The organism is Shewanella sp. SM74 (assembly GCF_025653725.1).
Taxonomy (GTDB): Bacteria; Pseudomonadota; Gammaproteobacteria; order Enterobacterales; family Shewanellaceae; genus Shewanella; species Shewanella oncorhynchi.
Genome location: NZ_JAKKRZ010000005.1, coordinates 194,451 through 217,330, shown reverse-complemented (window position 1 = coordinate 217,330; position 22,880 = coordinate 194,451). Strand labels below are relative to the sequence as shown.

The following is a 22,880-nucleotide window of genomic DNA, read 5'->3' as shown; positions in this document are numbered from 1 at the left end:
AGACAGCAATTTCAGCATATGCCAAAAAAATTAATTAAAAGATTTATGCCTAAGCCTGAAACCTTGCGTGAGCATAAACACTTACGCATGTTCGGACGCTTGTTACACAATCCCAATCTATGGGCACTTAATCGAAAATCCGCCCCAGGCGCATTTGCCGTAGGGTTATTTGTCGCTTGGATCCCCATGCCATTTCAGATGGTTGTTGCAGCGGCTTTTGCCATTCTATTTAACGTTAATATTCCCGTTTCAGTTGCATTAGTATGGATAACCAATCCCTTAACTATGCCAGTGATGTTTTATGGGGCGTATTTGCTCGGTGCTAAAATACTCGGCCATGCTCCGCAAGATTTTGCCTTCGAAGCAAGTTGGCAATGGATTGAAGCATCGCTTGCGACCATAGGTCCGGCATTCTTACTCGGGTGTCTCGTGCTAGGAGTGGTTTTTTCCGCTGTCGGTTATTTGCTGATTAATAATCTGTGGAAATATTCAATTATGTTTAAGTGGCAGAAACGCAAGAATAAATAATCTTTTATATTCAAACCGCTTATGTTGGTACAACGATTTAGTCGAGGTAACAGCATAAGCGGATTAACACATTCGCTCTCGCTTCCCTTTTGTTCATCATATAAATCACCTTCTACATACAAGCACGTTAACTCCACTTTGCGCCGAATTTAAGATCGTACATATCTGTGAATTAAATCACACAGCGGCGCCTAGCTTTTCCCTAAAAACAGATTTTTGCTGTTACTATTTATAAAAACATCAAGTAGGGAATATCCATGCCTTTTTATCATCAATATGGTTCTAAAAGCCTTAAAGCCGTTGAACACTTAGTCCTATTTATTATTGCCATTGCCACCGTTGTCGCAATAGGCCAAGAAATTGTGCATATCATCTCTGTACGTATGGTCGCACTGGCCGATTTACTCTTGTTATTTATTTTCTTAGAAGTGTTAGCCATGGTGGCTAACTACTATGAATCCGGTAAGTTACCAGTACGTATGCCGCTTTATATTGCGATTGTCGCCTTGGCCCGTTACCTAATCTTAGATATGAAGAGCATGGAAGACTGGCGTATCGCAGCAATATCATTATCGACGCTAATTTTAGCAGCAACCGTGATTGTGATTCGTTGGGGCCAATTAAAAATGCCTTATCCAAAAAATCAAGAATACGACAATTAATCAAATACCTGAGTTGGTGCTATTGAAACCTAAATCAATGGCACCTGCTTTTCTCGTTTTAAAACTATTATCAAAGACCTAGCTTTCACATTGGTATTCTGCCAAAAAGCAATTATGCTAGTTTTACTGAGATCAATAATTTACGGGGCAATTGAGTTATGGGTGACCATACTAGTGGTTTTGAAGAAAAACGCACATCGCTGCGAGTCGACATGGAAGCAGAGCGCGTGGTCTTGAATTGGATCGACACTCAAGGCATGAAGCAAACAGATGAAGGTGTGTGTATCGACTTAGCAAGACGCGGCATTTTATTCGATTATAAAAATCCGTTTGCACTGGGCGAACTCATCGAAGTGACCTTTAATCCCAATTCATCCCAACAAAATACAGTTAAAGGACAAGTCTGCCGTTGCGCGAGATGCCATGACCAAAGCTACCATATTGCTATGCAACTGCTTTAATTTAACTTAAATTTCGCAGCTTTAATGGCTCTGTTCTACACTCAATGAATTGAACAATTCATTAAGGGGCGTCAGTATGATCTTGCTGGTAGGTGGTGAAAAAGGTGGTAGCGGAAAAAGTTGTCTCGCTCAAAATCTTGCCGTTTATATTAAGCAAAAATTTCAGGCAAACGTCCTCATGGTCGATTGTGATCCCCAACGCACGACTTCAGATTGGATCCAAGCCAGAAATAATGATCCAAGCCTCCCAAGTATTAATTGCATCCAACTTTACGGCAAGATTCGTAATGATTTACTCAGCCTCAATGAGCGTTTTGACTACGTAATTGTAGATTGTGGTGGCCAAGATAACTTAGCCATGCGCGCAGCTATGTCGGTAGCGACTTATGTTGTGATCCCCCTCAGACCCAAAAGACGCGATCTCAAAACATTACCCCACATGGAAGACATGCTAAGTACGTGTAAGATGGTGAATCCTAAAATGATCGCGACTATAGTGCTAACCCAATGTCCAGCGCTTCCTACACAGTTTAAACGCATTTTAGAAGCCAAAGATGTGGTGCAATCCTTTGGACTAAGAGTGCTAAATTCAGTTACATTTTGCCGAAATATTTATGATGACAGTGAAGAAAGAGGCTCTTCAGTCGTCGAAATAGAACCCGATGGGAAAGCAGCCGATGAGATCCGCGCCATAGCGGATGAGTTATTCGCAATGCCACCAGAAAATAGCTATGAGCTTAACTGATCTTAAACGTAAGAAACCTAAGCAAATCATCAAGCCGGTTTCTGTCGATGATTTCATTGAAGATGCCAATAACTACGCCTTAGGTAAGGCGAGTTTATTAGCTGCGCCCACAACACACACCATAGTTAAGGGCTTAGATAAAAAATCGACTAAGATTTATCGCCACGCGACCTTTACCCTCACTGAAAACAGCATTTCCCAGCTTGACGCCCTATCGAAATCCACCAATATTGCAAAATCTCGATTACTGCGTATTTTGATCAATGAATTTACCCAACTCACCCCCGCACAGCAGGAGCAAATTGCAAATAAGCGCCACGATGAAACCTGAGCTTCAACAAAACGATTACACGTCTATGTGACTAAAACTAATCAACGAAATAAAATGAGTACACGCTATTGTCACTGTGTATTATACCAATCATATTAAATAGTTAGTCAGTTCAGAGCCTCACTGGCATCTCAATCCAAGGCGCATTGACGCATTGACGCATTGACGCATTGACGCATTGACGCAGAAATGGTTATTCCCTTTTAAGTCAATGCAACAATGCCTGTGTGGCTCCAGAAGGGCGGCTGATATTCACTGCATGGCAACACGCTTATACAGCGTTTAATGCTTTGGACAGAGCACCGCTATGCCTTCAAGCCTTCGCCTTGTCTAAAGCGAGTTAAATTCCCGCTGAATAAACAGATAGTTAATACGATGGGTATTAATGCTCACACCTTCGCCCAGCCACAAGTTGAATACCTTGGGACGTTTCGTAAAACTTACCTTTAGCTATGAGTAACTGAATTAACGCTTCGGCACTCAAATCAGTTGAACTACAAGTATGGTATCGAGCCGCCGAGCCAAACTTTTGCTCCATCATGGAAATTAATTCAGGCTTTATAATAGCGGCCCCTTGAGCTACCATCAGCGCCATAACATCATGACCGTGAACAGAATTGGACATATGCCCTCCTAAAGATGCAATATTATTGTTCTTTATATCCTAACGGTTAAATTCGAACCCTGATCTCGCGCACAAACTTTCAAATAGGGACGACTGCGCCGACATCTGTGACGATAATGTGAGCCATTATGTCTTTGATCCTATTACTGACCCAACAGATGTCGCTGTACTTAGTGATCGTTTACTTAGTCAGTAAAACACCACTGTTTAAACTGTTTGCCGAAACGTCTCCTCGTCTGCCACATAAGATTTTTATGTATCTGATTTTTTCGAGTTTCTGCATCATGGCCACTTATTTTGGTGAGCAAACCTCGGGAGCGATTGCCAACACTCGTGCTATGGGCGCAGTTTTGGGCGGATTATTAGGAGGACCCGTTACTGGTTTTCTGGTGGGACTAACTGGTGGGCTACACCGCTACAGTATGGGCGGCTTTACTGATATAGCCTGCGCCATCTCCACCACCTTAGAAGGCTTATCCGCTGGGATGATAAGCTTCTACTTAAGACGCGCAGATAAAAGTGAGCTCATCTACAATCCATTACTCGTTTGCCTAGTGACTTTTTATGCTGAAATGATGCAAATGAGCATCATACTTTTGGTCGCACGCCCCTTCGATGATGCATGGGAATTGGTACGTCAAATCGCGCCGCCCATGTTATTAGTCAATTCCGTGGGAGCAGCACTCTTTATGAGCATGATCCGTGACCAAAAAACCATGTTTGATAAACTCTCATCGAGCTTTTCGACTAAAGCATTAAAAATTGCCGAACGCAGTGTCGGATTACTATCCAAAGGATTTAACGAAGAAAGTAGTAGTCACGTCGCCCAAATCGTCATCGAAGAAACCAATGTGGGTGCAGTGGCCATCACGGACAGGGAAAAACTGTTAGCCTTTATTGGCATAGGCGCCGATCACCATCTCCCTGGTACACCGATTTCGTCCAAAATAACCTTAGAAGCCATCAATCAAAATAAGGTCATGTTCGCCGATGGCGTTGAAACGCCCTATGCATGCTCTATTTCTTCTCATTGCCGTCTAGGGTCAAGTCTAGTGATCCCGCTGCGCAGTGATACCGAAGTCATTGGCACGATTAAACTCTATGAGCCTAAGAATAAACTTTTTTTGAATATCAACCGTACTTTAGGTGAAGGTATTGCCCGCCTGTTATCGAACCAAATTCTTTATGGGCGTTTTGAGCAACAGCAAAATCTACTGACTCAAGCCGAACTTAAATTGCTACAGGCTCAGGTCAATCCGCACTTTTTATTTAATGCACTGAATACCATTAGCGCGATTATCAAACGTGATCCTGATATGTCTAAGCAACTACTGCAGCAGTTATCGCAATTTTTACGGATCAATTTAAAGCGAACGACAGGCTTAGTGACGCTTGGGGATGAGCTAGATCACATAGCGTCCTATCTCACCATTGAAAAAGCGCGTTTTATTGATAAATTACAAGTCAGTATCGCGATACCTGAATCACTCTACCACTGTAAAGTCCCCGCCTTTACCCTGCAGCCAATTATTGAGAATGCCGTAAAGCACGGCACTTCGCACATGATTGAGCAAGGGCAGATTAAAGTGACAGGCAAGCTCGAAAATGATGTGTTGGAGCTAGAAGTCACAGACAATGCAGGGTTGTATCAGCCCATTGAGGGATCAGAAGGCCTAGGGATGAACTTAGTGCATAAGCGAATTCAAAATATTTTTGGCGAACAATACGGCGTGACAGTGGAGTGCGAGCCCGATCAATTGACTCGTGTCACCATAAGATTGCCCATAGAAAGCCCTGAAACATCAAATATGGATAACCGCACGTGATCACTTGTTTAATTGTCGATGATGAGCTGTTTGCTCGTGAAGAATTAGCTGACCTTTTGGGGCAAGAACACGACATCCAAATCGTCGGTCAATGCGCCAATGCTATTGAGGCATTACAGAGCATAACCAAAGAAAAACCTCAGTTAATCTTTCTTGATATCCAAATGCCACGCATTTCGGGCATGGAACTTATTGCAATGCTCGACCCCGATGACATGCCGAAAATCGTGTTTGTCACCGCCTACGACGAATTTGCCGTCAAAGCCTTCGACAATCATGCCTTCGATTATTTACTCAAACCCATAGATGCCGACAGACTCAGTAAAACCCTCACTCGTGTGCGTAAAAATCTAACGCCTCAGGCTATGGACTCCATTACCCCAAAGAGTCTTGAACATATTCCCTGCTACAGCGGCAATAAACTCAAAGTCATTGCAATCCAAGATGTGGAATATGTGTTCAGTGACTTAAGCGGCATCCATGTGGCCAGCACGAAAGGCAAAGTCCATACCCAGTTGACCTTGAAAGTGTTCGAAGAAAAAACCCCACTGGTGCGCTGCCATCGGCAGTATTTGATTTCACCTAAGGCGATTGCTGAAATTGAGCTGTTAGATACAGGGGCTGAAGTCACCACTCATTTAGGCGATAAAGTACCCGTATCACGCCGCTATCTTAAAAGCCTTAAACAGCTATTTGGCTTTCAATAAACACAATCCAAAAGTCATCTTAGCGACGTATTTTTAGCCATAAGATAGCCAACAACACTCACCGTTAACATACAATGGTAACCACTTAAGCTCACCTATTGCCGCTCACACTGCATTTTCGACCACTCATTGAGATTACAAAGTTTTATATCAACAACTTGTTTACACTCGCCAGAACTCAAATGGGGAGATAACAAAAATGATGTGGTTCCTACTCTGTGTCGGTCTACTGATCGGCGGCTACTTTATCTACGGCGCCTTTGTCGAGAAAGTCTTCGGCATTAACGCTAATCGTCAAACACCCGCTTTCAGTCAAACTGATGGCGTCGACTTTGTGCCTATGTCTAAAGGCAAAGTCTATCTAATTCAATTATTAAACATTGCAGGCGTAGGCCCAATTTTTGGTCCTATCTTAGGTGCACTCTATGGTCCTGCAGCCATGTTGTGGATTGTGGTTGGCTGTATCTTTGCAGGTGCAGTACATGACTACTTCTCCGGTATGTTGTCAGTGCGCAATGGCGGTCAATCCGTGCCAAACCTTGCGGGTAAGTATTTAGGTAAGAGCGCCAAACACTTCATGAACGTGTTTGCTATTGTGCTGTTACTGCTCGTCGGTGTGGTATTTATCTCTGCGCCTGCTGGCTTACTTGGCAAGCTTACTGGTTGGGATGTCAGTATCTTCGTTGGTATAATCTTCGTCTATTACCTGATTGCAACTGTGGTACCTGTCGATAAAATTATCGGTCGTCTGTACCCCTTCTTTGGCGCTTTATTGTTCTTCATGTCGTTTGGTTTAGCTTTCGCAATTATGCTATCAAGCGAGCAAACCTTACTGCCTAACGTACAAGCGGGCGATTTCTTCCAAAACTTAAATCCGAACGACATGCCACTTTGGCCTGCCCTATTCATCACTATTGCCTGTGGCGCGGTATCGGGTTTCCATGCGACTCAATCACCGTTAATGGCCCGTTGCGTTGAAAACGAGACGAATGGTCGCTTCGTCTTCTTTGGCGCCATGATTGGCGAAGGCATTATCGCATTGCTTTGGTGTGCCATCGCGTTGTCTTACTTTGGCGGAGTAGAAGGGTTAAGTGCGGGTATGTCAGGTAACCCTGCCAACGTCGTCTATGAGGCCTCTACCGGTCTGTTAGGCGCTATTGGTGGCTTTATGGCTATCCTAGGAGTGATTATTCTGCCGATTACCTCAGGCGATACGGCTTTTCGTTCAGCGCGTTTGATTCTGGCTGAATTTTTCAATATGCCACAAATCTCACTACCAAAGCGCTTAGTGTTAGCTCTCCCACTGTTTGTTATCGGCGGCATATTGACCCAAGTGGACTTTGGTGTGATTTGGCGCTACTTCGGTGTAGCAAACCAAGCCACTGCAGTATTAATGCTGTGGACGGCTTCGGCTTACCTGCTACGACATAACAAACTACATTGGATTGCGACAATTCCAGCGATGTTTATGACCACTGTGGTTATCACCTTCCTACTGAACTCGTCAACCTTAGGTGCCGGTTTACCTATGACGGTATCAACCATAGCGGGCATAGTCACAACCTTAGTGATTACAGCACTCTTGATTGTGAAAACCAAAGGTAAAGGCGAAATTGATTTACCGGTTGAAACTGAGCTTAAAGAGACAGTCAAAGACTAGTCAAACAGTCCAAATGACCAAACTAAAACAGGCGCTTTATTGCGCCTGTTTTGATCATACTGCTCCACCAATAACAGCTATCACAGGTTTGAGCTAGCAAGGAATTCAAGCTTGACTCGATACCATTCCACACTGTATCAGGCATACAAAACTGCTATACTCCCGCCATAGCACATTGCAACATGCATAATATGAATCAATCGAATAACCCGCTCCACGGCATTAAACTGGAAACGATCATCACTTATTTAGTCGAGAAATACGGCTGGGAAGAATTAGGTGAAAGAATTAATATCCGTTGTTTTACCCACGATCCCAGCATCAAATCCAGTTTACGTTTTTTGAGAAAAACAGAGTGGGCGCGGGATAAAGTCGAATATCTTTATTTAAGAGCCAATAAATTACCCTTGCCGCCACCCAAAGTAGACTCTAGTCAAACGGCTAAGAAGCCTGCGGCAAAAATTGCGACGAAGAAAACCAATCAAACTCCCCCTGACAAGTCAGCTAAAAGCGATAAACCTAACACAGATGACAAAGTAAATAGCCATATTTGGGGTAACAGTTAATCTTCGCCCTCTGCAGCCATAAAACGTGAACAGCCCTCACTTAAGGGCTGTATTATCATCAGCTCTATCGCGCTTTTTGCCAAATAAGCCAAAAATTAGCTTCAGTTTTCCAATTAATGGCCGATAGCGATTTGAGTATCAACACAGTTTGCATCTAATGGAGTATGGAATGAGCATTAATGGAATAAACAGTGCCACAATCGGCTCAACTTTCACTCCGGTATCGAGCGCATATATCGCAGCAACTCCTGCCACAACAAAAACGGCGACTAATGAATCGACAGCAGATGCGCAGGATACTCAAGACACAGTCTCCATTTCTTCAGCCGGCCGCGCCGCATTGTCCGCAGATGTAGGTGCCCCTTTAAGAGACAATGCTGCAGCCAAAAAAGATGGAATAGAAAATGATGCGTCAGAAGAGCCCATGACGTTAATCGACCAACAGATCCAGAAAATAAAAGAGCAGATCAAAGCACTACAAAAAATGCTGGCCAAACTTAAAGGAGATGACTCTGAGGTTGCGGAGCAACAACGTAAGTTAATCCAAGAACAGATAATGCAGCTAAGTAGTCAAATAGCAACCTTGACTGATAAGAAGATGCGCGACGCGCAAAAGTCAGCTTAGACAAGATAACTTACCAATAGTCTTTGTAATACAGCCCGTAATGGATGATAACCTAGATAGGAAAGCTAAACATTAAACGCCAAACATTGAGCCCATCGCCACGACGATAACTAAATCCGATGCGATCAACACTCAATAATTCACCGCCTAACGGCTTAGAAAAGGCAAGGGAGAAGCCTGCCTCATAGCTGCCAGAAACAATAGTATCTTGCTCTATCTCGCTGATAAATCTGAGTTCATTGAAATACCAATAACCCACGGCAAAGATCCTTGGTTGCACCTGCAGATCCCACCATTGCCAGCGTGGTGCTAACCCTAAATCAACACCTGTTTGTAGTACTGCAAATTGATCCGAAAACTTACCATAGTGCTCACTGTACCCAGCAAAGCGTAATCTCGATACCCACACAGCATCCTGCCCTGCTAAGGTAAAGTCATACAAGCTACTGATCCCTGAGGCGATAATAGCAACGTTATCGTTTTTATCGAAGTTAGTGCCAAAACCGATATCTAAATACCCTTCCATTCGAGTATTTTCGCTCGCCTGCCAATGATGCTCAAAACCTGGGGTAACTGTCATAGTGCCTATCGACGACGGTAACTCGCCTTCAGTGATATCTTTGGCTAAATAATCAAAAAAGCCAAAGGAGATAGGTAACCGTAACCAAGTTTGGCTACCGCTATCTTTCTTCAAATCAAAAGTTAACGGAATACTAACGACGGTGGCATTTTGGTTTGCAGCGCGGTAAACGCCAGTGCCAAGATAACTACCAAAGGCGTAAACAGAATTTGGATTAGTGCTAGTTTCTATCGGATTACTACCATTAGCATTATTAGGTGCATGATTGATAGAAAAGTCGGAATAATCCGCTTGAGATGCAGATATAAATGTATTTGTAGCAGAGACACTATCGGCAAAGGTGGTAGGAATAACGCTCAGTAATGCCAAGCACATTAGCGACAAGCTTAATAGCAACCGACTGAAACAATGGCTCAATTGACTTAAACCTTCCTCATTTTTAACTCAATCGGTCGACTCATCATGATGACAAAACTACTTATTTTCATCCATAAAATGATATTCAGACATCATGTGTCCAAGCTCAGTGGATTTAGTTTTTAAGTACGCTTCGTTATAACGATTTTTACCAACTTGCAGCGGTACGCGCTCAACCACTTCGATGCCAAACTCCTTCATCGCTTTCACTTTACGCGGATTATTGGTCATCAAACGCACATGCTTCACCCCTATCTGTTCCAGCATAGGCTTGATCATGTCGTATTTACGCATATCCGCTTCGAAACCGAGTTGCTCGTTGGCTTCAACCGTGTTGGCGCCTTTATCTTGCAGCTCATAGGCGCGAATTTTATTCAGCAAACCAATGCCACGGCCTTCTTGGCGTAAATAGAGGATAAAGCCACTGCCCGTTTCCGCAATATTTTGCATGGCAGCTTGTAACTGAAAACCACAGTCACAACGCAAGCTAAATAAAGCATCGCCGGTTAAACACTCGGAATGAATACGGCCCAACACAGGTTCATCCGCACTGAGCGTACCGAATGTGAGCGCAACATGCTCTTTACCTGATTCGGTATCTTCAAAACCATGCATGGCAAACACGCCCCAAGGAGTGGGTAACTTTGACGTCGCGACATATTTTATCGACATACTTAACCTTAACGACAACTCTCATTCCATGAGACGAATAAGATCCCTAGAAACAAAACGAGGATTAGGCACTTAGCCAACTAAGCGCACCATTCTAAAGTGTTTTCGAACAATCCAGAAATACTTTAGTGTTTTAATCAACTAAACCAAACATGAATGTCTTTTCGATGGGCAGCACGAAGGAATGGATTAAAACGAAGCAGTGCATTAAATACAAGGAGCACAAACACGTGATCGACACTCGATCCCGTGCCAGTGACATCCTATCCCACATTAAAATTTTGCGGGAGCGTATCCAGTAACTTCCGTTAGCCCCATTTCACGGCCGATAGCCGTCATAGGGTGGATTACCACAAGCCCTTTGACAGACTTTTTCAGTTTGCCCATGTCTGCTTGTTCCGCTTTTGTCAAAGCACGATGGAAAGGCAAACCTTTAATATCTGACCCTTGCTTATTCAATAAGCGGGTTTGTTGCCCTTTCACACTGCCGATTTGCTTAGTGACCGCAGCGATTTCGCGTTTGAACTGGGCAATAATGACGTCATCGCCTCTTTGTTCAGCCGCAGCAAGTTTACGACGAAATTTATCTAATTTATCGTTAAGCTGCTGCAGTTCTTGCTTTAAATTCATTCTGTTACCTTAAATTACCTAAGTTAGCCACAGTAAAATCTTAGCCTGATTATGCTAGCGTCTGTGTCAAGGCCTGAGATTATAGCAGCAAGTTACAGATCCTCGTTACCGCTTTTATAACAAACGAATGATCTGATTGCTGCTACCGCGAAAGACAAGACTCGGATCGGCAAGACTTTGTTCAAATTTTCCGTCCACCAGCACATCAATATAAGCCAACACGGCGCGCTGTTCATCACTCAACTCATCGAGCACATAACCTGTCCACAGCCAAATATCCTTCCCCTTACACTCAGCCTTGACTCGTTTGACGAGCGTCAAAATGGCACTGAGATTGACAGGCAATAAAGGATCTCCGCCCGAAAGCGATAAACCACGGCGCACAATCCGCTGATCATTGAGATCGGCAATAATCCTATCTTCCATCGTCCTATCAAACACATGCCCAGAACGGGGATCCCACGTGCTTTGGTTGTAACAACCGCGGCACTGGTGCTCACAGCCAGAGACAAACAAGGTCGCACGGGTACCTGGGCCATTGACCACATCGATAGGGAAATATTGATGGTAATTCATTGATGGTCACTCATAGTGCATTTCATCTTTTAACACTGACACTCATCCCGTGGCACTATTTGATGCCACGGAATAAGTCTAACAGGCAGAATAAGGTAATAGTGTTACAAGTGTTTGATCCTGCGTTTTACTTCTTCTTGCTTGCCATAATTAAAGGGCCGCGCATCAGGACTGCCTAAGTAACCGCACACACGGCGCGTCACAGAAACCCGACTAGGCTCATGATTGCCACACTTAGGGCAAGTGAACCCTTTACTGGTACAACTAAATTCACCGGTAAAGCCACAGTCGTAGCATTCATCAATTGGCGTGTTAGTGCCATAGTAAGGCACGCGGCTGTAGCTATAATCCCAGACGTTTTCCAGCGCTTCGAGGTTATGCTGCATATTGGGATATTCGCCATAACAAATAAAGCCGCCGTTCGCGATAGCGGGATATGGCTGTTCAAAATCAATTTTATCGTAAGGGTTAACACTTTTTTCCACATCGAGGTGGAAACTATTAGTGTAATAGCCCTTGTCCGTCACCCCTGTGACTAGCCCAAATTGCTTCGCATCCAGTTTACAAAAACGGCTGCAGAGACTCTCACTTGGCGTGCTATACAGACTAAAGCCATAACCTGTTTCGGCCTTCCATGCATCCGTGGCCGCTTTAAGATAGGCTACAATAGCGACGGCTTTTTCCCTCAATTGTGTATCATCAAATACATGGGTTTGGGGGCCATAGAGTGCATTCATGGTTTCATGCAGTCCAATGTAACCGAGTGAAATCGACGCACGGCCATTTTTAAAGATTTGCGCCACATCATCATCAGCGCGCAAGCGTACACCACAGGCGCCTTCCATATAGAGGATAGGTGCCACGCGGGCTTTAACACCGTTCAGTCGCTCAATACGGGTATCCAGTGCTTTACGAGCTAATACTAATCTGTCATCTAAAATGCGATAAAATTCAGCTTCATCGCCATTGGCTTCTAAGGCAATCCGCGGCAGGTTTAAACTGACCACTCCCAAATTATTGCGCCCTTCATGCACAAGCTCGCCATTTTCTTCATAGGTGCCTAAAAAGCTACGGCAGCCCATTGGGGTTTTAAATGAACCGGTCACTTTCTCGACTTGCTCGTAGTTGAGAATGTCGGGATACATGCGCATTGTCGCGCATTTGAGCGCCATCTGTTTTACATCGTAATTGCAATCGCCCGCTTTATGATTAATACCATCGCGAATCGCAAACACTAGCTTAGGGAATACTGCCGTCTTGCGATTTTTACCCAATCCCGCCATCCGCACTTTGAGCATAGATTGCTGAATTAAGCGTGATTCCCACGACGTACCTAAACCAAACCCAAAGGTCACGAACGGTGTTTGGCCATTGGCGGTGTGTAAAGTATTGACCTCATATTCCAAAGACTGGAATGCATCGTGACATTCTTTTTCAGTTTGCGCCGTGGCAAAGGCTTTGGCGTCGGTAATCTTCCAATTCAGGGCAATTTGGTAATGCTTGTCGTAGCTCTTAGCGACAAATGGCGCTAACACTTCATCGATACGGTTGATAGTAGTTCCGCCATAGATATGACTCGCCACTTGGGCAATAATCTGCGCGGTCACCGCTGTCGCTGTTGAAATAGACTTAGGGGTTTCAATTTCGGCATTACCCATTTTAAAGCCGTGGGTCAACATGCCAGCTAAATCAATCAACATGCAGTTAAACATCGGGAAAAACGGAGAGTAATCTAGGTCGTGGTAATGGATCTCGCCCGCTTCATGGGCAGCGACCACATCCTTTGGCAAAATATGACTCTTGGCGTAATGTTTGGCGACTATGCCCGCGAGTAAATCCCGCTGAGTAGGAATGACTTTTGAATCTTTATTAGCATTTTCATTGAGTAAAGCCGCATTGCTTTGCTCAACTAAACCACGGATTTCGAGGTTGAGTTTACTGGTCGCTTCACGGCACACATCTCTGTCGTGACGGTATTCGATATACACCCGCGCCAGGGACTTGTACGGCCCTTCCATCAGTAAATTCTCAACCGCATCTTGTAGATGGTGGATATCGACTTCAGCTAATGGCGCGACGCTCTGACTGATACACGCTGCCACTGTCGCTGCATAGTCGCCATCCTCTATTCCAACTGAGTTTGCAGCGGCATTCACTGCATCCCTTATCCTTGTTTCATCAAAAGGTGTGCGGCAACCATCACGCTTAATTACGACTGGCATTGTTCAGTTCCTCTCCATCTCGCCTAAAAATTAACACTACATCTAGTGATTTTAAAAGCATAAAACACAATATGTAGAGCATTAGGCTACAATGACGGTAAGGAGTCCATGATCCAGATCATAGTTTTTAGGATGAAATAAAAGAACAAACAAGAACTGCAGCTAGGCCCAATTATCTGAAAATTGCGCCTTGACCTGCTGATTAAACCCAGCTAGTTGAATGCGTGACAATTTGTGTTTATCACGCACTATGGATGTGAATTAACGTTTAGCAAGCGCAAGATAACTACTGAGTTGGCCCGATGCAGATTGATGTGCCCCCATAGATGAAGCAAGTTGCATCATAGATTTTAGCCCCTGCCACTGCTGCTTTTGAGCATCCGTAAGCGGAGGTTCAGAATTCAAATAATCCGTCAATTGGCTAAGGACTTTCGTGGCCTTCTGGGCTAGCACCGGCGACTGAGCATCATCCATATTGGTTAAGACGTTTTTAGCATCAACTAAGGTATTGATAAGAGGATTATTAGGTGATTTTTTAGCTAATGACTTGATTTCATCATCTAAAAAATCTTGCAACGATTGTTTAGTCGGCGTTGTTGTGCTCGGCACTGTAATACCGTTTTTCGATAAACGCTCGAGTTGCACATCCGATAAAATGCCATCTTTTTGTAAGCGCGACACCAATGCGGGAATATCGGCGACGCCAAATTGACCATCGGCAAAAAAATCCTTCGCCATCGATTGAATTTTCTGTGCGCGTTGCGCCCTTGGCGACAGCGCTATCTCATCGGTTTTACCGTTATCGGGTTTGGTAGCATCCGTCTGCGTTTTATTTGTTTCTGTCGTAGTATCGGTTTTAGCCGTGCTCGTCTTTTGGCTATTGGCACCATAGGCATCGGCGATACTGGCACTGCTGCGATTAAGATTAAAGGCATTTAAAATAGAATTCATCGTCAAAAATTCGGCGTCTAAGACTCAATAACGGTTTTAAAGCAAAAACTAAGCCAATCAAGTATTAATCTGTGCAGATCCTGAATTTTCGGGTAGCGAACAGCACCAGTAGATTTATCTCTAGGACTGTAAATCTTCAATAAGGGCAAGACATTGCCGCCTTAGTAAATCGAGTGCCTCAGCGTCCATCTGCACTTTATCAAGCAAGGTTTGCTTCAAGGCAAGAGCTTCGTGCCTGATACCCTCTCCTTGACTTGTCAGAGTGATCAGCTTTTTCCGCTCATCTTCAACGCAGGCTAATCGCGTAATCAACCCCTTCAACTCTAACCGCTTGACGATTGGCGTTAGGGTTCCCATATCGAGTTTAGTCGCCATTGATAGCTGGGTTTGGCTGCAGCCGTTTTGACGCCACAGGGTTTGCATCACTAAATATTGAGGGAAAGTTAACTCATATGCCTCGAGTAGAGGCCGATAAGCACGCACTAATGCATTGCTCGCAGAATATAACGCGAAACAAACATTATCGGATAAACAGAGTGGATCGCTAGAAGCTTGGCTATGAGTCTGTTTTGTAGCGTCTAGCTCAGGTTGAGGTAAGCAATTCTGCACGTTTAAGCGCCTGTCATTTAAACATAACGCTATCTTATCCGATCTGTCCCACCTCATCTAGTTTGCGCGCAAACTATTTGCATTCAATCTTAAAGCCACGTAGAGTTAACATCATTCGTTTGCGCACAAACAAAAGGTGAGTTTTTATGAAGAGTATGACTGAAACCCGTGAAATCCATCTAGCTAGTCGCCCAGAAGGCATGCCTACAGCACAGAATTTTACTTTAGTAAATAAAGCGTTAGCACCGCTCGCTGATGGACAAGTGCTGATTAAAAATCTATGGATGTCGGTTGACCCTTACATGCGCGGGCGCATGGTTGAACGCAAGAGTTATGTTCCGCCCTTCGCCTTAAATCAAGTCTTAGAAGGCGGTGCGATTGGTGAAGTTATCGCGTCAAAAAACACCAAGTTCCCGGTTGGTACTAAAGTCAGCAGCATGCTAGGTTGGCGTGAACACGCAGTCACAGATACCGCAGGACTAACAGCTTTACCACTAACTACGCTTGATAGTTCACATTTCCTCGGCGTACTCGGCATGCCAGGCATGACAGCTTGGACAGGACTGACTCGCATTACAGATTTAAAAGCGGGTGAGACACTGTTCGTTTCCGCAGCCTCTGGCGCAGTAGGTAGCGTAGCCTGCCAAATTGGTAAACTAATAGGTGCTCGTGTAATAGCCTCTGTCGGTTCAGATGAAAAAGCTGAATTATTAAAAAGTTATGGTGTTGATGCGGTCATCAATTACAAGACTTGTGGCAATCTCACCCAAGCGTTGACAAAAGCCGCCCCAGAAAGAATTGACGTGTATTTTGAGAACGTCGGTGGCGAGCATTTAGCCGCAGCGCTGAGCAATATGAAAGATCATGGACGTATCGCTGTTTGCGGTATGATTTCGCAATATAACAACACAACTCCAACGCCTGGCCCTGACAACTTAGCCCTAATTGTAATGCGAAAACTCAAGTTAGAAGGTTTTATCGTATCCGAACATTGGGCGCATTATCCTGAGTTCACCGCAAAAATGGCTCAATGGTTAGCGGAAGGCAAAGTCAAAGCAGAACAAACAATTTATCAAGGGCTTGAACAAGCACCTGATGCTTTTATCGGTCTATTTGAAGGTAAGAATCGCGGTAAAATGTTGGTAAAACTAGCCTAAGTCACCAACAAAGCGGTATAAACATCTCAATATGAGATAGCAAATAGTCGGTATCGCGAAAGTGATACCGACTTTTGTTTATCTTGCAATCAAACGCTATCTATATGAAAGCTTTTGACTCTACATTTTGCATCATCAGCCTTTCCAGAGCGCAGCTTCAATCAAGTGGGCGACTTTCTCCACCGCAGCTTCGCCGGCGGCAATCGCCTCATCAGCACGGTGAAACTCCATAGTGCCGATATTTCCCACCTCTGGCACAATACAAATATCTGGTGGATCGCCCATCAACCGCGCCCGCTTATGTCTTTGCTCTAAAATACCCATAGATTGCGACATCACAGCAATCATCCCCGGATTCGATTTAGTGCCGAGCGAAAACTTATCGGTTAGGTTACTGACATAATCTCGGCCACGGGCAAATAAATCCATAAAGCCCGTTTCTTGTCGCGCTGGCATATCCATTTCAGCTTGGACAGTCCTTTGGCTGGTCATATTCACGGGTAACACTTGGATACGCCCAGAATGATAACCATATAAATCCACTGCAATCACTACATCAACGCCCATGGCACGGCTAACCGAAACAGGAACAGGATTCACCACAGCGCCATCGACTAACCAGCGTTCTCCTTGTCTGACAGGGGCTAAAATCCCCGGCATGGAGCAAGAGGCCCGTACCGCTTGCCGTAAATCCCCTTCAGTAAACCAAATTTCCTGACCAGAGTATAAGTCAGTCGCGACGGCTGCAAAGGGACGATTGAGATTCTCAATATTCACATCTCCTATACGTGCATGCAGCACATCGAACACCTTGTCTCCGCCGATAAGCCCGCCCTTACGCCATCGAATATCCATCAAGCCAAGCACGTCCCAACTAGAAAAACCGCGCACCCATTTTTCTAACTCGGGTAAATGATCATGGGCGTAAGCGGCACCCACTAAAGCCCCCACCGAACATCCAGCCACTTTATCGGGCTTAATACCCATGGCAGCTAAACCATTCAATACTCCTATATGTGCCCAACCTTTCGCCGCCCCACTGCCCAAGGCAATACCTACCGAAGGGGTTGTTCCGTTAGCCATAAATCATTTCTCCTGTAACTCAATGCAGTACACGATAACGTAAAATCCTGCCATATCCACTGTCAATCGGTAAAAACGACACAATTAAGAGGTTGTAATACCAATGTAAATAAATACAATCAACAGAGCATAAATGGCACACTTTCTACATCAATCCGTGCATGAAGCAGAGATAATCACCGATGTGGATAGCTGAGCAAGGGCGATTAAGGCTATAATCTGCCCTTACTAAGATTTAGGGGATATACCTTTGCAATTTACCGATTTTTCTCTGGACCAGCGTCTGCTTCAAAGCATAAAACATATGGGGATCACAGAACCCACCGCCATCCAGGAACAAGCACTGCCTATCGCATTGGCAGGTAAAGATTTAATGGCGTCATCAAAAACGGGCTCAGGTAAAACCTTAGCGTTTTTGTTACCCGCATTGCAAAGAGTCATTTCTACCCGCTCACTGTCGAAACGTGATCCTAGAGTCTTGATTTTATTACCGACTCGCGAACTAGCACATCAGGTTTATAGTCAGCTTCGCCTCCTTGTCGCCAACACCCAATACAAGGCCATCAGCGTACTGGGCGGTGAAAACTTTAATGACCAAGCCAAAGCCTTAGCGAAAGAACCGCATTTTATTGTCGCGACTCCAGGCCGTATCGCCGATCATTTAGAACAGAAGCATCTTTTTCTCAATGGCTTAGAGTTATTAGTCCTCGATGAAGCCGACCGCATGTTAGATTTAGGCTTTGCCCCGCAGTTAAAAGCCATCAACGATGCAGCCGATCATAAACGCCGTCAAACTCTGATGTTTTCTGCCACGTTAGATCACGACGAAATCAATGATATCGCAGCAACATTACTAAAAAATCCAGCGCACGTGGCGATTGGCGCGGCTCACTCTGAGCATAACGATATTCATCAACGTATCTTTTTATGTGACCACTTAGACCATAAAGAAGCGTTATTAGCCCGTTTGCTCAAAGATGAAACCCATAAACAAGTGATTATTTTTACCGCGACGCGTCCAGATACTGAGCGCTTAGCCGCTAAATTAACCACGCAAGGTTTTGCAACCGCCGCACTCAGCGGTGATTTAAAGCAGGCCGCACGAAACCAAATCATGGACCAATTTGCCCGTGGCCAACAACAAGTACTAGTGACAACCGATGTCGCCTCTCGCGGCCTGGATTTGCTCAATGTGTCCTTGGTCGTTAACTTCGACATGCCTAAATTTGCCGAAGAATACGTGCATCGTATCGGCCGTACTGGTCGTGCAGGCGCAAAAGGTGATGCGATATCGCTCGTCGGGCCAAAAGATTGGGACAACTTTAAGAAAGTCCAAGTCTTCCTCAGAAAAACCTTTGAGATCAGCACAATTCCAGGCCTAGAAGCTAAATTTAGTGGTCTAAAAAGCAAAGCTAAACAAACGCCAGTAAAACGTGTTGCTAAAGCGGAGCTTGCTAAAGGTAAGAGCAAAAGAACCAAAGCAACCACACCAGCACCGTCGCGGGATAAGCGTTTCATCACGGGCGTGGATGTCGGCGATGCTCCTATGCGTAGAAAACCTGCTGCGGCACAATTACTGCAAGATAATGATACTGAAGAAGTTTAAAACTAATTTATGCATAAAGGCCGGTGGATTTAACATCAGATATTATCTCTGATACAAATCACATAGGCATGATCTAATACTGGAAATTGACATACTAAAATTATCAGTCTGTCGCCAAGCGAATCAAAAGCGCATGGTAAACACTGATCCTCATGTCATTTCCAGCTACAATAGCGCTATTATCGATATTTTGAAGGTGTAACATGAGAGTTTGTGGTGTTGAATTAAAAGGTGGCGAAGCCATTATCAGTTTATTGAGCTATGAAGGTGAAACCTTCAATGTGCCAGAATGCCGTAAGGTGTCTTTCACCGTTTCCCAATCTGCTACCACAGAAGCTATTCGTGAGTTTCACTTCGCTTTTCATAAGCTTATGCAAGATTATCGCGTTGATGAAGTTGTCATCATAGAACGTGAGCAAAAAGGTAAACTCGCGGGTTCAGCGACAAGCTTTAAACTTGAAGCAGCCATTCAATTAGGGGAATTACCTGTCAGTCTATTGTCTCCTGTCACTATCAAAGAGCAAAACAAGCGCAATCCACCCCAAGTTGATTTCGATAGTTTAGATCTTAAAAAAGTACAGCAGTTAGCTTTCGAAGCCGCTTATGCCCATCAAAATCGCCGAATTTTTGGCAAAGTATAAGTAATGTGATGAACTCAGGCTCCGAAGTCATTCGGAGCTAAATCCTCTATGAATCCATTAAAGTACTTAAACGGTTACAGCCTTGATATTCAACAGCAGGTACAGCAACATCTCGATGCTGGCACATTACCCAAGCTATTGCTGAAACGTCATCCTGTCATACATAGCGTTCGTAGCGATAAAGCGCTGTACGACTATACTCAGACGATTAAAAATCAATTTTTACGCCAGTCCTCCCCGCTCTCAAAAGTGATATTTGATGACAAAATTAATATTAGCCATCATGCACTTGGCTTGCATTCTTACGTAGCACGAGTTCAAGGCAATAAAATCAAAGCGAAGAACGAAATTCGCATTTCTTCGCGTTTAAAGCGTGTGCCAGAACCTTTGTTGCGTATGGTCGTAGTACATGAATTAGCCCATTTAAAAGAAAAAGATCACAACAAAGCTTTCTATAATTTGTGTACCCACATGGAGCCGGATTATCACCAGTTTGAATTTGATTTGCGCTTATTATTGACTTGCATCGACGCTAACATATCCCCTTATTCTACAGATAAAGTCGATACCTAACCTTCGTATATTTTTCGCCCAAAACTTGACTGATAATAGTTTTCATTTAGAATGCTGAAGTATCTCACGCAGGAGAACTCAGTAATGACAATGACGAAACAGAATATCGATAAACTTTTGAGCAAATGGTGTAAAAAACAAGCTAAAAAGTTACTCAAAACACAGGCGAAATCTGTTTCAAGTTCAGGAAAAGTGATTCCATCCTTATCTCGTCTGAACACCCTGACTGATAAATCTTTGACGAATAAAAAGGCTCAACGAAAGCACCTCACCCAATTACTCTCTAAGCATATTGCTCAGCAAGAATTTGCCCATAGCAATAAGTCAACACTCAAAAAACAATTAAAACTCGCGAAAGCTAATTTTATTGCCGCAAATGATGCGACATTTTCATCGACTATTATTACTCGACTTTCTCCTTTACCCACGGAACACAGCTTTGCATTACGTCCCTTTAAAAAATCACCCTGTGGTGGCTGTCCCGCATTAAAAGGTAAATTGTGCAAGTGCGCATTAAAAGTAATGCAAAGGCGCCACGCAAGCTGATAGGCACGATTTAGCACTGCATTTGGGTTCTCTGTTCAGTCCTTAATAAAAAACGTTATAAGCTCTTCAGCCGCACAATTTTCCTCTTCACAACCTTTTGAATGACTCGCTATAACACTTCTAACTGAAGATCCTACCTATTTTATCCCCTTATGTTTTATCGCCACGACTTCGAGTCGAACAAATTTTAAGCTTTTATACAACTCGAACAGTACTCGTGATAGCAGGAAAATGTCTACCATAATAAGTATTGTGGAAACAAAAATGCCGATGAAATTTTCATTTCATCGGCATTGATAAACTCTTCTAGAAAGTCAGTGCTATTGTTTATTCAAACTTTGATACTATAAATTCTATTAGCTTAGGTTTGGCTAACCTAAGTTCATTATAGCTTCACGACTCTTCACCATATTAGTGAATGTGCGTAAATCTTGATTCGCTAACTTGCTCGACATAGGAATATCGGCTTTCAACGGATCAACAGGTTTACCATTGATATGGAATTCATAATGCAAATGCGGGCCAGTCGAACGACCTGTATTACCAGATAAAGCAATCACTTGACCGCGAGTTACACGTTGACCTTTACGCACTAACGCCTTAGACAAATGTAGGTAACGGGTACGGTACTTACCACCATGTTCAATCACAATATACTTACCAGCAAACTGATGGTCCGTCACTAAACTGACAATTCCATCACCAGGTGCAACAACTTTAGTCCCGATCGGCACAGAAAAGTCTGTTCCATTATGGGGAGAAATACGCCCTGTGATTGGGTGTTTGCGATGGCTGTTAAAACGTGAACTCATACGCGGTTGTTTAGCTAACGGATAACGTTGGAATGCCCGAACTAAACTCTGACCTTTAGCATCATAATAACTACCATCAGAATATTGATATGCACTAATTTCAGAACGGCCACTTTTAATACTGACACCTAAAATTTGGCTACTTCCCGTCGGTTCACCTTCAACATATTGATCATTTACCAAAACTGAGAATTTGTCGCCAGCTCGTAAATCACGGGCAAAATTCAATTTTTCTTTGAGTAAATCTTCAATTCGCTGAATATCTGCAGCGGCTAAGCCCATTTTTTGTGCTGAAACGTAGAAAGAACCTTTAATATCACCAGTCAAAATTCGATTTTGCCAAACACCTTCAACGTTCACTTCTTCAACATTAAAACTACCGTCTTCATAACGTGTAAAAACCACTTGGCGGGCAGCGTTAAAATAAAGTTCTAATTTTTGTAACTGGCCTTCACTATCAAGCCAAAATTGCATTCTGTTGCCAGGTAACAGGGTATCAAGTGCCAAAATGTTTAAATCAGCTTCTAAAACCTTATACATAGTTTGCTGATCAACACCCGCCTTGGAAAATAACCCACTTAAGGTATCACCGGAAACGATAATTCGCTCAAACTGGGGAGCATTATTAATGAGTGCAGCTTGATCTAGGACTTCAGGTTCAGAAACTTGAGGGAGAATATTTTCAATATCGAGAACAACAGGGATACGCTGAGCAGTTGGCGTAACATGGTTATTATTCGGCATCAACATCGCAGCACCCATCAACAAACTACCCATTAATAGAATGTTCTTTTGGGTCGATGATAAGTTCTGCAAACGGGTTTGCGATAAGTTGATAAAGTTGGGTTTGCCTGTTTGCAACGCTTTTCACCTTTCGTTAACTTTGCGTTCTATTTTTGACCAGTCCCTTTGAGGGAAGCCCGAATTTTTTCCAACTTATATCAAAAAACCGATTATGACAAACGCTATTTCACTCTTTTGTTGTACCATTAATGAAAAACATGCGCTAGTTGGCATTTCCAACTCACTTTGTGTGTATTATCCGAATGTTAAACACACAGGAGATACA

General features: G+C 43.8%; 25 protein-coding genes. 15 read left to right on the top strand and 10 right to left on the bottom strand.

The features are described 5' to 3' along the window. The first annotated feature begins 18 nt into the window (after positions 1-18). From L5M49_RS07830 to L5M49_RS07810, 5 genes are all read left to right on the top strand, one after another. Positions 19-528, top strand: a complete 510-nt coding sequence (locus tag L5M49_RS07830; protein ID WP_028760402.1) for a DUF2062 domain-containing protein — start codon at positions 19-21, stop codon at positions 526-528. 257 nt (positions 529-785) lie between these two features. Continuing rightward, positions 786-1,190, top strand: a complete 405-nt coding sequence (locus L5M49_RS07825; RefSeq protein WP_028760403.1) for a phosphate-starvation-inducible protein PsiE — start codon at positions 786-788, stop codon at positions 1,188-1,190. Between the two features lie 158 nt (positions 1,191-1,348). Further along, on the top strand, positions 1,349-1,651 hold the full coding sequence (locus tag L5M49_RS07820; protein WP_263192887.1) for a PilZ domain-containing protein: 303 nt from the start codon (positions 1,349-1,351) through the stop codon (positions 1,649-1,651). Between the two features lie 76 nt (positions 1,652-1,727). Further along, on the top strand, positions 1,728-2,396 hold the full coding sequence (locus tag L5M49_RS07815; protein ID WP_028760405.1) for an AAA family ATPase: 669 nt from the start codon (positions 1,728-1,730) through the stop codon (positions 2,394-2,396). After that, positions 2,383-2,727, top strand: a complete 345-nt coding sequence (locus tag L5M49_RS07810; protein WP_105252895.1) for a replication protein RepA — start codon at positions 2,383-2,385, stop codon at positions 2,725-2,727. The genes L5M49_RS07815 and L5M49_RS07810 overlap by 14 nt, the downstream gene beginning before the upstream one ends. A 382-nt stretch (positions 2,728-3,109) precedes the next feature. On the opposite strand, the gene L5M49_RS07805 is transcribed toward L5M49_RS07810, so the two are convergent. Further along, on the bottom strand, positions 3,110-3,352 hold the full coding sequence (locus L5M49_RS07805; protein WP_263265778.1) for a YecH family metal-binding protein: 243 nt from the start codon (positions 3,350-3,352) through the stop codon (positions 3,110-3,112). A 128-nt stretch (positions 3,353-3,480) separates the two neighbouring features. On the opposite strand from L5M49_RS07805, the gene L5M49_RS07800 reads away from it, so the two are divergent. The 5 genes from L5M49_RS07800 to L5M49_RS07780 all read left to right on the top strand — a co-directional run bounded on the left by L5M49_RS07800 (position 3,481) and on the right by L5M49_RS07780 (position 8,736). Continuing rightward, on the top strand, positions 3,481-5,178 hold the full coding sequence (locus L5M49_RS07800) for a sensor histidine kinase (protein WP_028760408.1): 1,698 nt from the start codon (positions 3,481-3,483) through the stop codon (positions 5,176-5,178). Further along, positions 5,175-5,885, top strand: a complete 711-nt coding sequence (gene btsR, locus L5M49_RS07795; RefSeq protein ID WP_028760409.1) for a two-component system response regulator BtsR — start codon at positions 5,175-5,177, stop codon at positions 5,883-5,885. The genes L5M49_RS07800 and btsR overlap by 4 nt, the downstream gene beginning before the upstream one ends. Before the next feature lie 199 nt (positions 5,886-6,084). Then, entirely contained in the window at positions 6,085-7,545 is a 1,461-nt protein-coding gene (locus L5M49_RS07790) for a carbon starvation protein A (protein ID WP_263265777.1), read from the top strand. Between the two features lie 182 nt (positions 7,546-7,727). Then, positions 7,728-8,111: a VF530 family DNA-binding protein gene (locus tag L5M49_RS07785; protein WP_198572217.1), complete on the top strand. Its 384-nt coding sequence runs from the start codon at positions 7,728-7,730 to the stop codon at positions 8,109-8,111. A gap of 169 nt (positions 8,112-8,280) precedes the next feature. Beyond that, positions 8,281-8,736, top strand: a complete 456-nt coding sequence (locus L5M49_RS07780) for a FlxA-like family protein (RefSeq protein WP_263163214.1) — start codon at positions 8,281-8,283, stop codon at positions 8,734-8,736. 52 nt (positions 8,737-8,788) lie between these two features. Here L5M49_RS07780 and L5M49_RS07775 read toward each other — a convergent pair whose 3' ends face one another. The 7 genes from L5M49_RS07775 to L5M49_RS07745 all read right to left on the bottom strand — a co-directional run bounded on the left by L5M49_RS07775 (position 8,789) and on the right by L5M49_RS07745 (position 15,393). Continuing rightward, positions 8,789-9,733 (bottom strand): hypothetical protein, encoded by a 945-nt coding sequence (locus tag L5M49_RS07775; protein ID WP_263163216.1) that lies wholly within the window; start codon positions 9,731-9,733, stop codon positions 8,789-8,791. Positions 9,734-9,790: 57 nt separating this feature from the next. Then, on the bottom strand, positions 9,791-10,405 hold the full coding sequence (ribA, locus tag L5M49_RS07770) for a GTP cyclohydrolase II (protein ID WP_006087423.1): 615 nt from the start codon (positions 10,403-10,405) through the stop codon (positions 9,791-9,793). 273 nt (positions 10,406-10,678) lie between these two features. Next, positions 10,679-11,035, bottom strand: a complete 357-nt coding sequence (locus L5M49_RS07765) for a YibL family ribosome-associated protein (protein ID WP_028760414.1) — start codon at positions 11,033-11,035, stop codon at positions 10,679-10,681. Between the two features lie 114 nt (positions 11,036-11,149). Continuing rightward, positions 11,150-11,611, bottom strand: coding sequence for an anaerobic ribonucleoside-triphosphate reductase-activating protein (gene nrdG / locus L5M49_RS07760; protein WP_105252903.1), 462 nt, complete (start codon positions 11,609-11,611; stop codon positions 11,150-11,152). A 104-nt stretch (positions 11,612-11,715) separates the two neighbouring features. Continuing rightward, the gene (nrdD, locus tag L5M49_RS07755; protein ID WP_263163218.1) at positions 11,716-13,833 is read right to left on the bottom strand and encodes an anaerobic ribonucleoside-triphosphate reductase; all 2,118 of its coding nucleotides are present in this window, start codon (positions 13,831-13,833) and stop codon (positions 11,716-11,718) included. 261 nt (positions 13,834-14,094) lie between these two features. Next, positions 14,095-14,784, bottom strand: coding sequence for a hypothetical protein (locus L5M49_RS07750; protein ID WP_173496521.1), 690 nt, complete (start codon positions 14,782-14,784; stop codon positions 14,095-14,097). A gap of 120 nt (positions 14,785-14,904) precedes the next feature. Next, positions 14,905-15,393: a MarR family winged helix-turn-helix transcriptional regulator gene (locus L5M49_RS07745; RefSeq protein WP_263138198.1), complete on the bottom strand. Its 489-nt coding sequence runs from the start codon at positions 15,391-15,393 to the stop codon at positions 14,905-14,907. A 146-nt stretch (positions 15,394-15,539) separates the two neighbouring features. Between L5M49_RS07745 and L5M49_RS07740 the strand changes: the two genes are divergently transcribed. After that, positions 15,540-16,550, top strand: a complete 1,011-nt coding sequence (locus tag L5M49_RS07740; RefSeq protein WP_263265776.1) for an NADP-dependent oxidoreductase — start codon at positions 15,540-15,542, stop codon at positions 16,548-16,550. A 135-nt stretch (positions 16,551-16,685) separates the two neighbouring features. On the opposite strand, the gene rssA is transcribed toward L5M49_RS07740, so the two are convergent. After that, entirely contained in the window at positions 16,686-17,633 is a 948-nt protein-coding gene (rssA, locus tag L5M49_RS07735) for a patatin-like phospholipase RssA (protein WP_105252908.1), read from the bottom strand. 250 nt (positions 17,634-17,883) lie between these two features. On the opposite strand from rssA, the gene L5M49_RS07730 reads away from it, so the two are divergent. The 4 genes from L5M49_RS07730 to L5M49_RS07715 all read left to right on the top strand — a co-directional run bounded on the left by L5M49_RS07730 (position 17,884) and on the right by L5M49_RS07715 (position 20,999). Then, positions 17,884-19,239 carry a DEAD/DEAH box helicase gene (locus tag L5M49_RS07730; protein ID WP_173496518.1) on the top strand — a complete coding sequence of 452 codons (1,356 nt, stop codon included), beginning with the start codon at positions 17,884-17,886 and terminating at the stop codon, positions 19,237-19,239. Positions 19,240-19,442: 203 nt separating this feature from the next. After that, positions 19,443-19,880, top strand: a complete 438-nt coding sequence (locus L5M49_RS07725; protein ID WP_028760422.1) for a DUF3010 family protein — start codon at positions 19,443-19,445, stop codon at positions 19,878-19,880. 48 nt (positions 19,881-19,928) lie between these two features. Further along, on the top strand, positions 19,929-20,453 hold the full coding sequence (locus L5M49_RS07720) for a M48 family metallopeptidase (RefSeq protein WP_105252910.1): 525 nt from the start codon (positions 19,929-19,931) through the stop codon (positions 20,451-20,453). Positions 20,454-20,543: 90 nt separating this feature from the next. Next, positions 20,544-20,999: a hypothetical protein gene (locus tag L5M49_RS07715; protein ID WP_173497885.1), complete on the top strand. Its 456-nt coding sequence runs from the start codon at positions 20,544-20,546 to the stop codon at positions 20,997-20,999. A gap of 371 nt (positions 21,000-21,370) precedes the next feature. Here L5M49_RS07715 and L5M49_RS07710 read toward each other — a convergent pair whose 3' ends face one another. Then, positions 21,371-22,672 (bottom strand): peptidoglycan DD-metalloendopeptidase family protein, encoded by a 1,302-nt coding sequence (locus tag L5M49_RS07710; RefSeq protein WP_028760425.1) that lies wholly within the window; start codon positions 22,670-22,672, stop codon positions 21,371-21,373. Between the last annotated feature and the right edge of the window lie 208 nt (positions 22,673-22,880).

What these genes read in the sequence shown, in the direction of transcription:
- L5M49_RS07805 (WP_263265778.1), bottom strand. Translation starts at nt 3,352, where the DNA reads ATGTCCAATTCTGTTCACGGTCATGATGTTATGGCGCTGATGGTAGCT.
- L5M49_RS07720 (WP_105252910.1), top strand. Translation starts at nt 19,929, where the DNA reads ATGAATCCATTAAAGTACTTAAACGGTTACAGCCTTGATATTCAACAG.
- nrdD (WP_263163218.1), bottom strand. Translation starts at nt 13,833, where the DNA reads ATGCCAGTCGTAATTAAGCGTGATGGTTGCCGCACACCTTTTGATGAA.
- L5M49_RS07790 (WP_263265777.1), top strand. Translation starts at nt 6,085, where the DNA reads ATGATGTGGTTCCTACTCTGTGTCGGTCTACTGATCGGCGGCTACTTT.
- L5M49_RS07785 (WP_198572217.1), top strand. Translation starts at nt 7,728, where the DNA reads ATGCATAATATGAATCAATCGAATAACCCGCTCCACGGCATTAAACTG.
- L5M49_RS07780 (WP_263163214.1), top strand. Translation starts at nt 8,281, where the DNA reads ATGAGCATTAATGGAATAAACAGTGCCACAATCGGCTCAACTTTCACT.
- L5M49_RS07815 (WP_028760405.1), top strand. Translation starts at nt 1,728, where the DNA reads ATGATCTTGCTGGTAGGTGGTGAAAAAGGTGGTAGCGGAAAAAGTTGT.
- L5M49_RS07740 (WP_263265776.1), top strand. Translation starts at nt 15,540, where the DNA reads ATGAAGAGTATGACTGAAACCCGTGAAATCCATCTAGCTAGTCGCCCA.
- L5M49_RS07725 (WP_028760422.1), top strand. Translation starts at nt 19,443, where the DNA reads ATGAGAGTTTGTGGTGTTGAATTAAAAGGTGGCGAAGCCATTATCAGT.
- L5M49_RS07825 (WP_028760403.1), top strand. Translation starts at nt 786, where the DNA reads ATGCCTTTTTATCATCAATATGGTTCTAAAAGCCTTAAAGCCGTTGAA.
- L5M49_RS07820 (WP_263192887.1), top strand. Translation starts at nt 1,349, where the DNA reads ATGGGTGACCATACTAGTGGTTTTGAAGAAAAACGCACATCGCTGCGA.
- L5M49_RS07800 (WP_028760408.1), top strand. Translation starts at nt 3,481, where the DNA reads ATGTCTTTGATCCTATTACTGACCCAACAGATGTCGCTGTACTTAGTG.
- L5M49_RS07830 (WP_028760402.1), top strand. Translation starts at nt 19, where the DNA reads ATGCCAAAAAAATTAATTAAAAGATTTATGCCTAAGCCTGAAACCTTG.
- rssA (WP_105252908.1), bottom strand. Translation starts at nt 17,633, where the DNA reads ATGGCTAACGGAACAACCCCTTCGGTAGGTATTGCCTTGGGCAGTGGG.
- ribA (WP_006087423.1), bottom strand. Translation starts at nt 10,405, where the DNA reads ATGTCGATAAAATATGTCGCGACGTCAAAGTTACCCACTCCTTGGGGC.
- L5M49_RS07765 (WP_028760414.1), bottom strand. Translation starts at nt 11,035, where the DNA reads ATGAATTTAAAGCAAGAACTGCAGCAGCTTAACGATAAATTAGATAAA.
- L5M49_RS07810 (WP_105252895.1), top strand. Translation starts at nt 2,383, where the DNA reads ATGAGCTTAACTGATCTTAAACGTAAGAAACCTAAGCAAATCATCAAG.
- L5M49_RS07750 (WP_173496521.1), bottom strand. Translation starts at nt 14,784, where the DNA reads ATGAATTCTATTTTAAATGCCTTTAATCTTAATCGCAGCAGTGCCAGT.
- nrdG (WP_105252903.1), bottom strand. Translation starts at nt 11,611, where the DNA reads ATGAATTACCATCAATATTTCCCTATCGATGTGGTCAATGGCCCAGGT.
- L5M49_RS07715 (WP_173497885.1), top strand. Translation starts at nt 20,544, where the DNA reads ATGACGAAACAGAATATCGATAAACTTTTGAGCAAATGGTGTAAAAAA.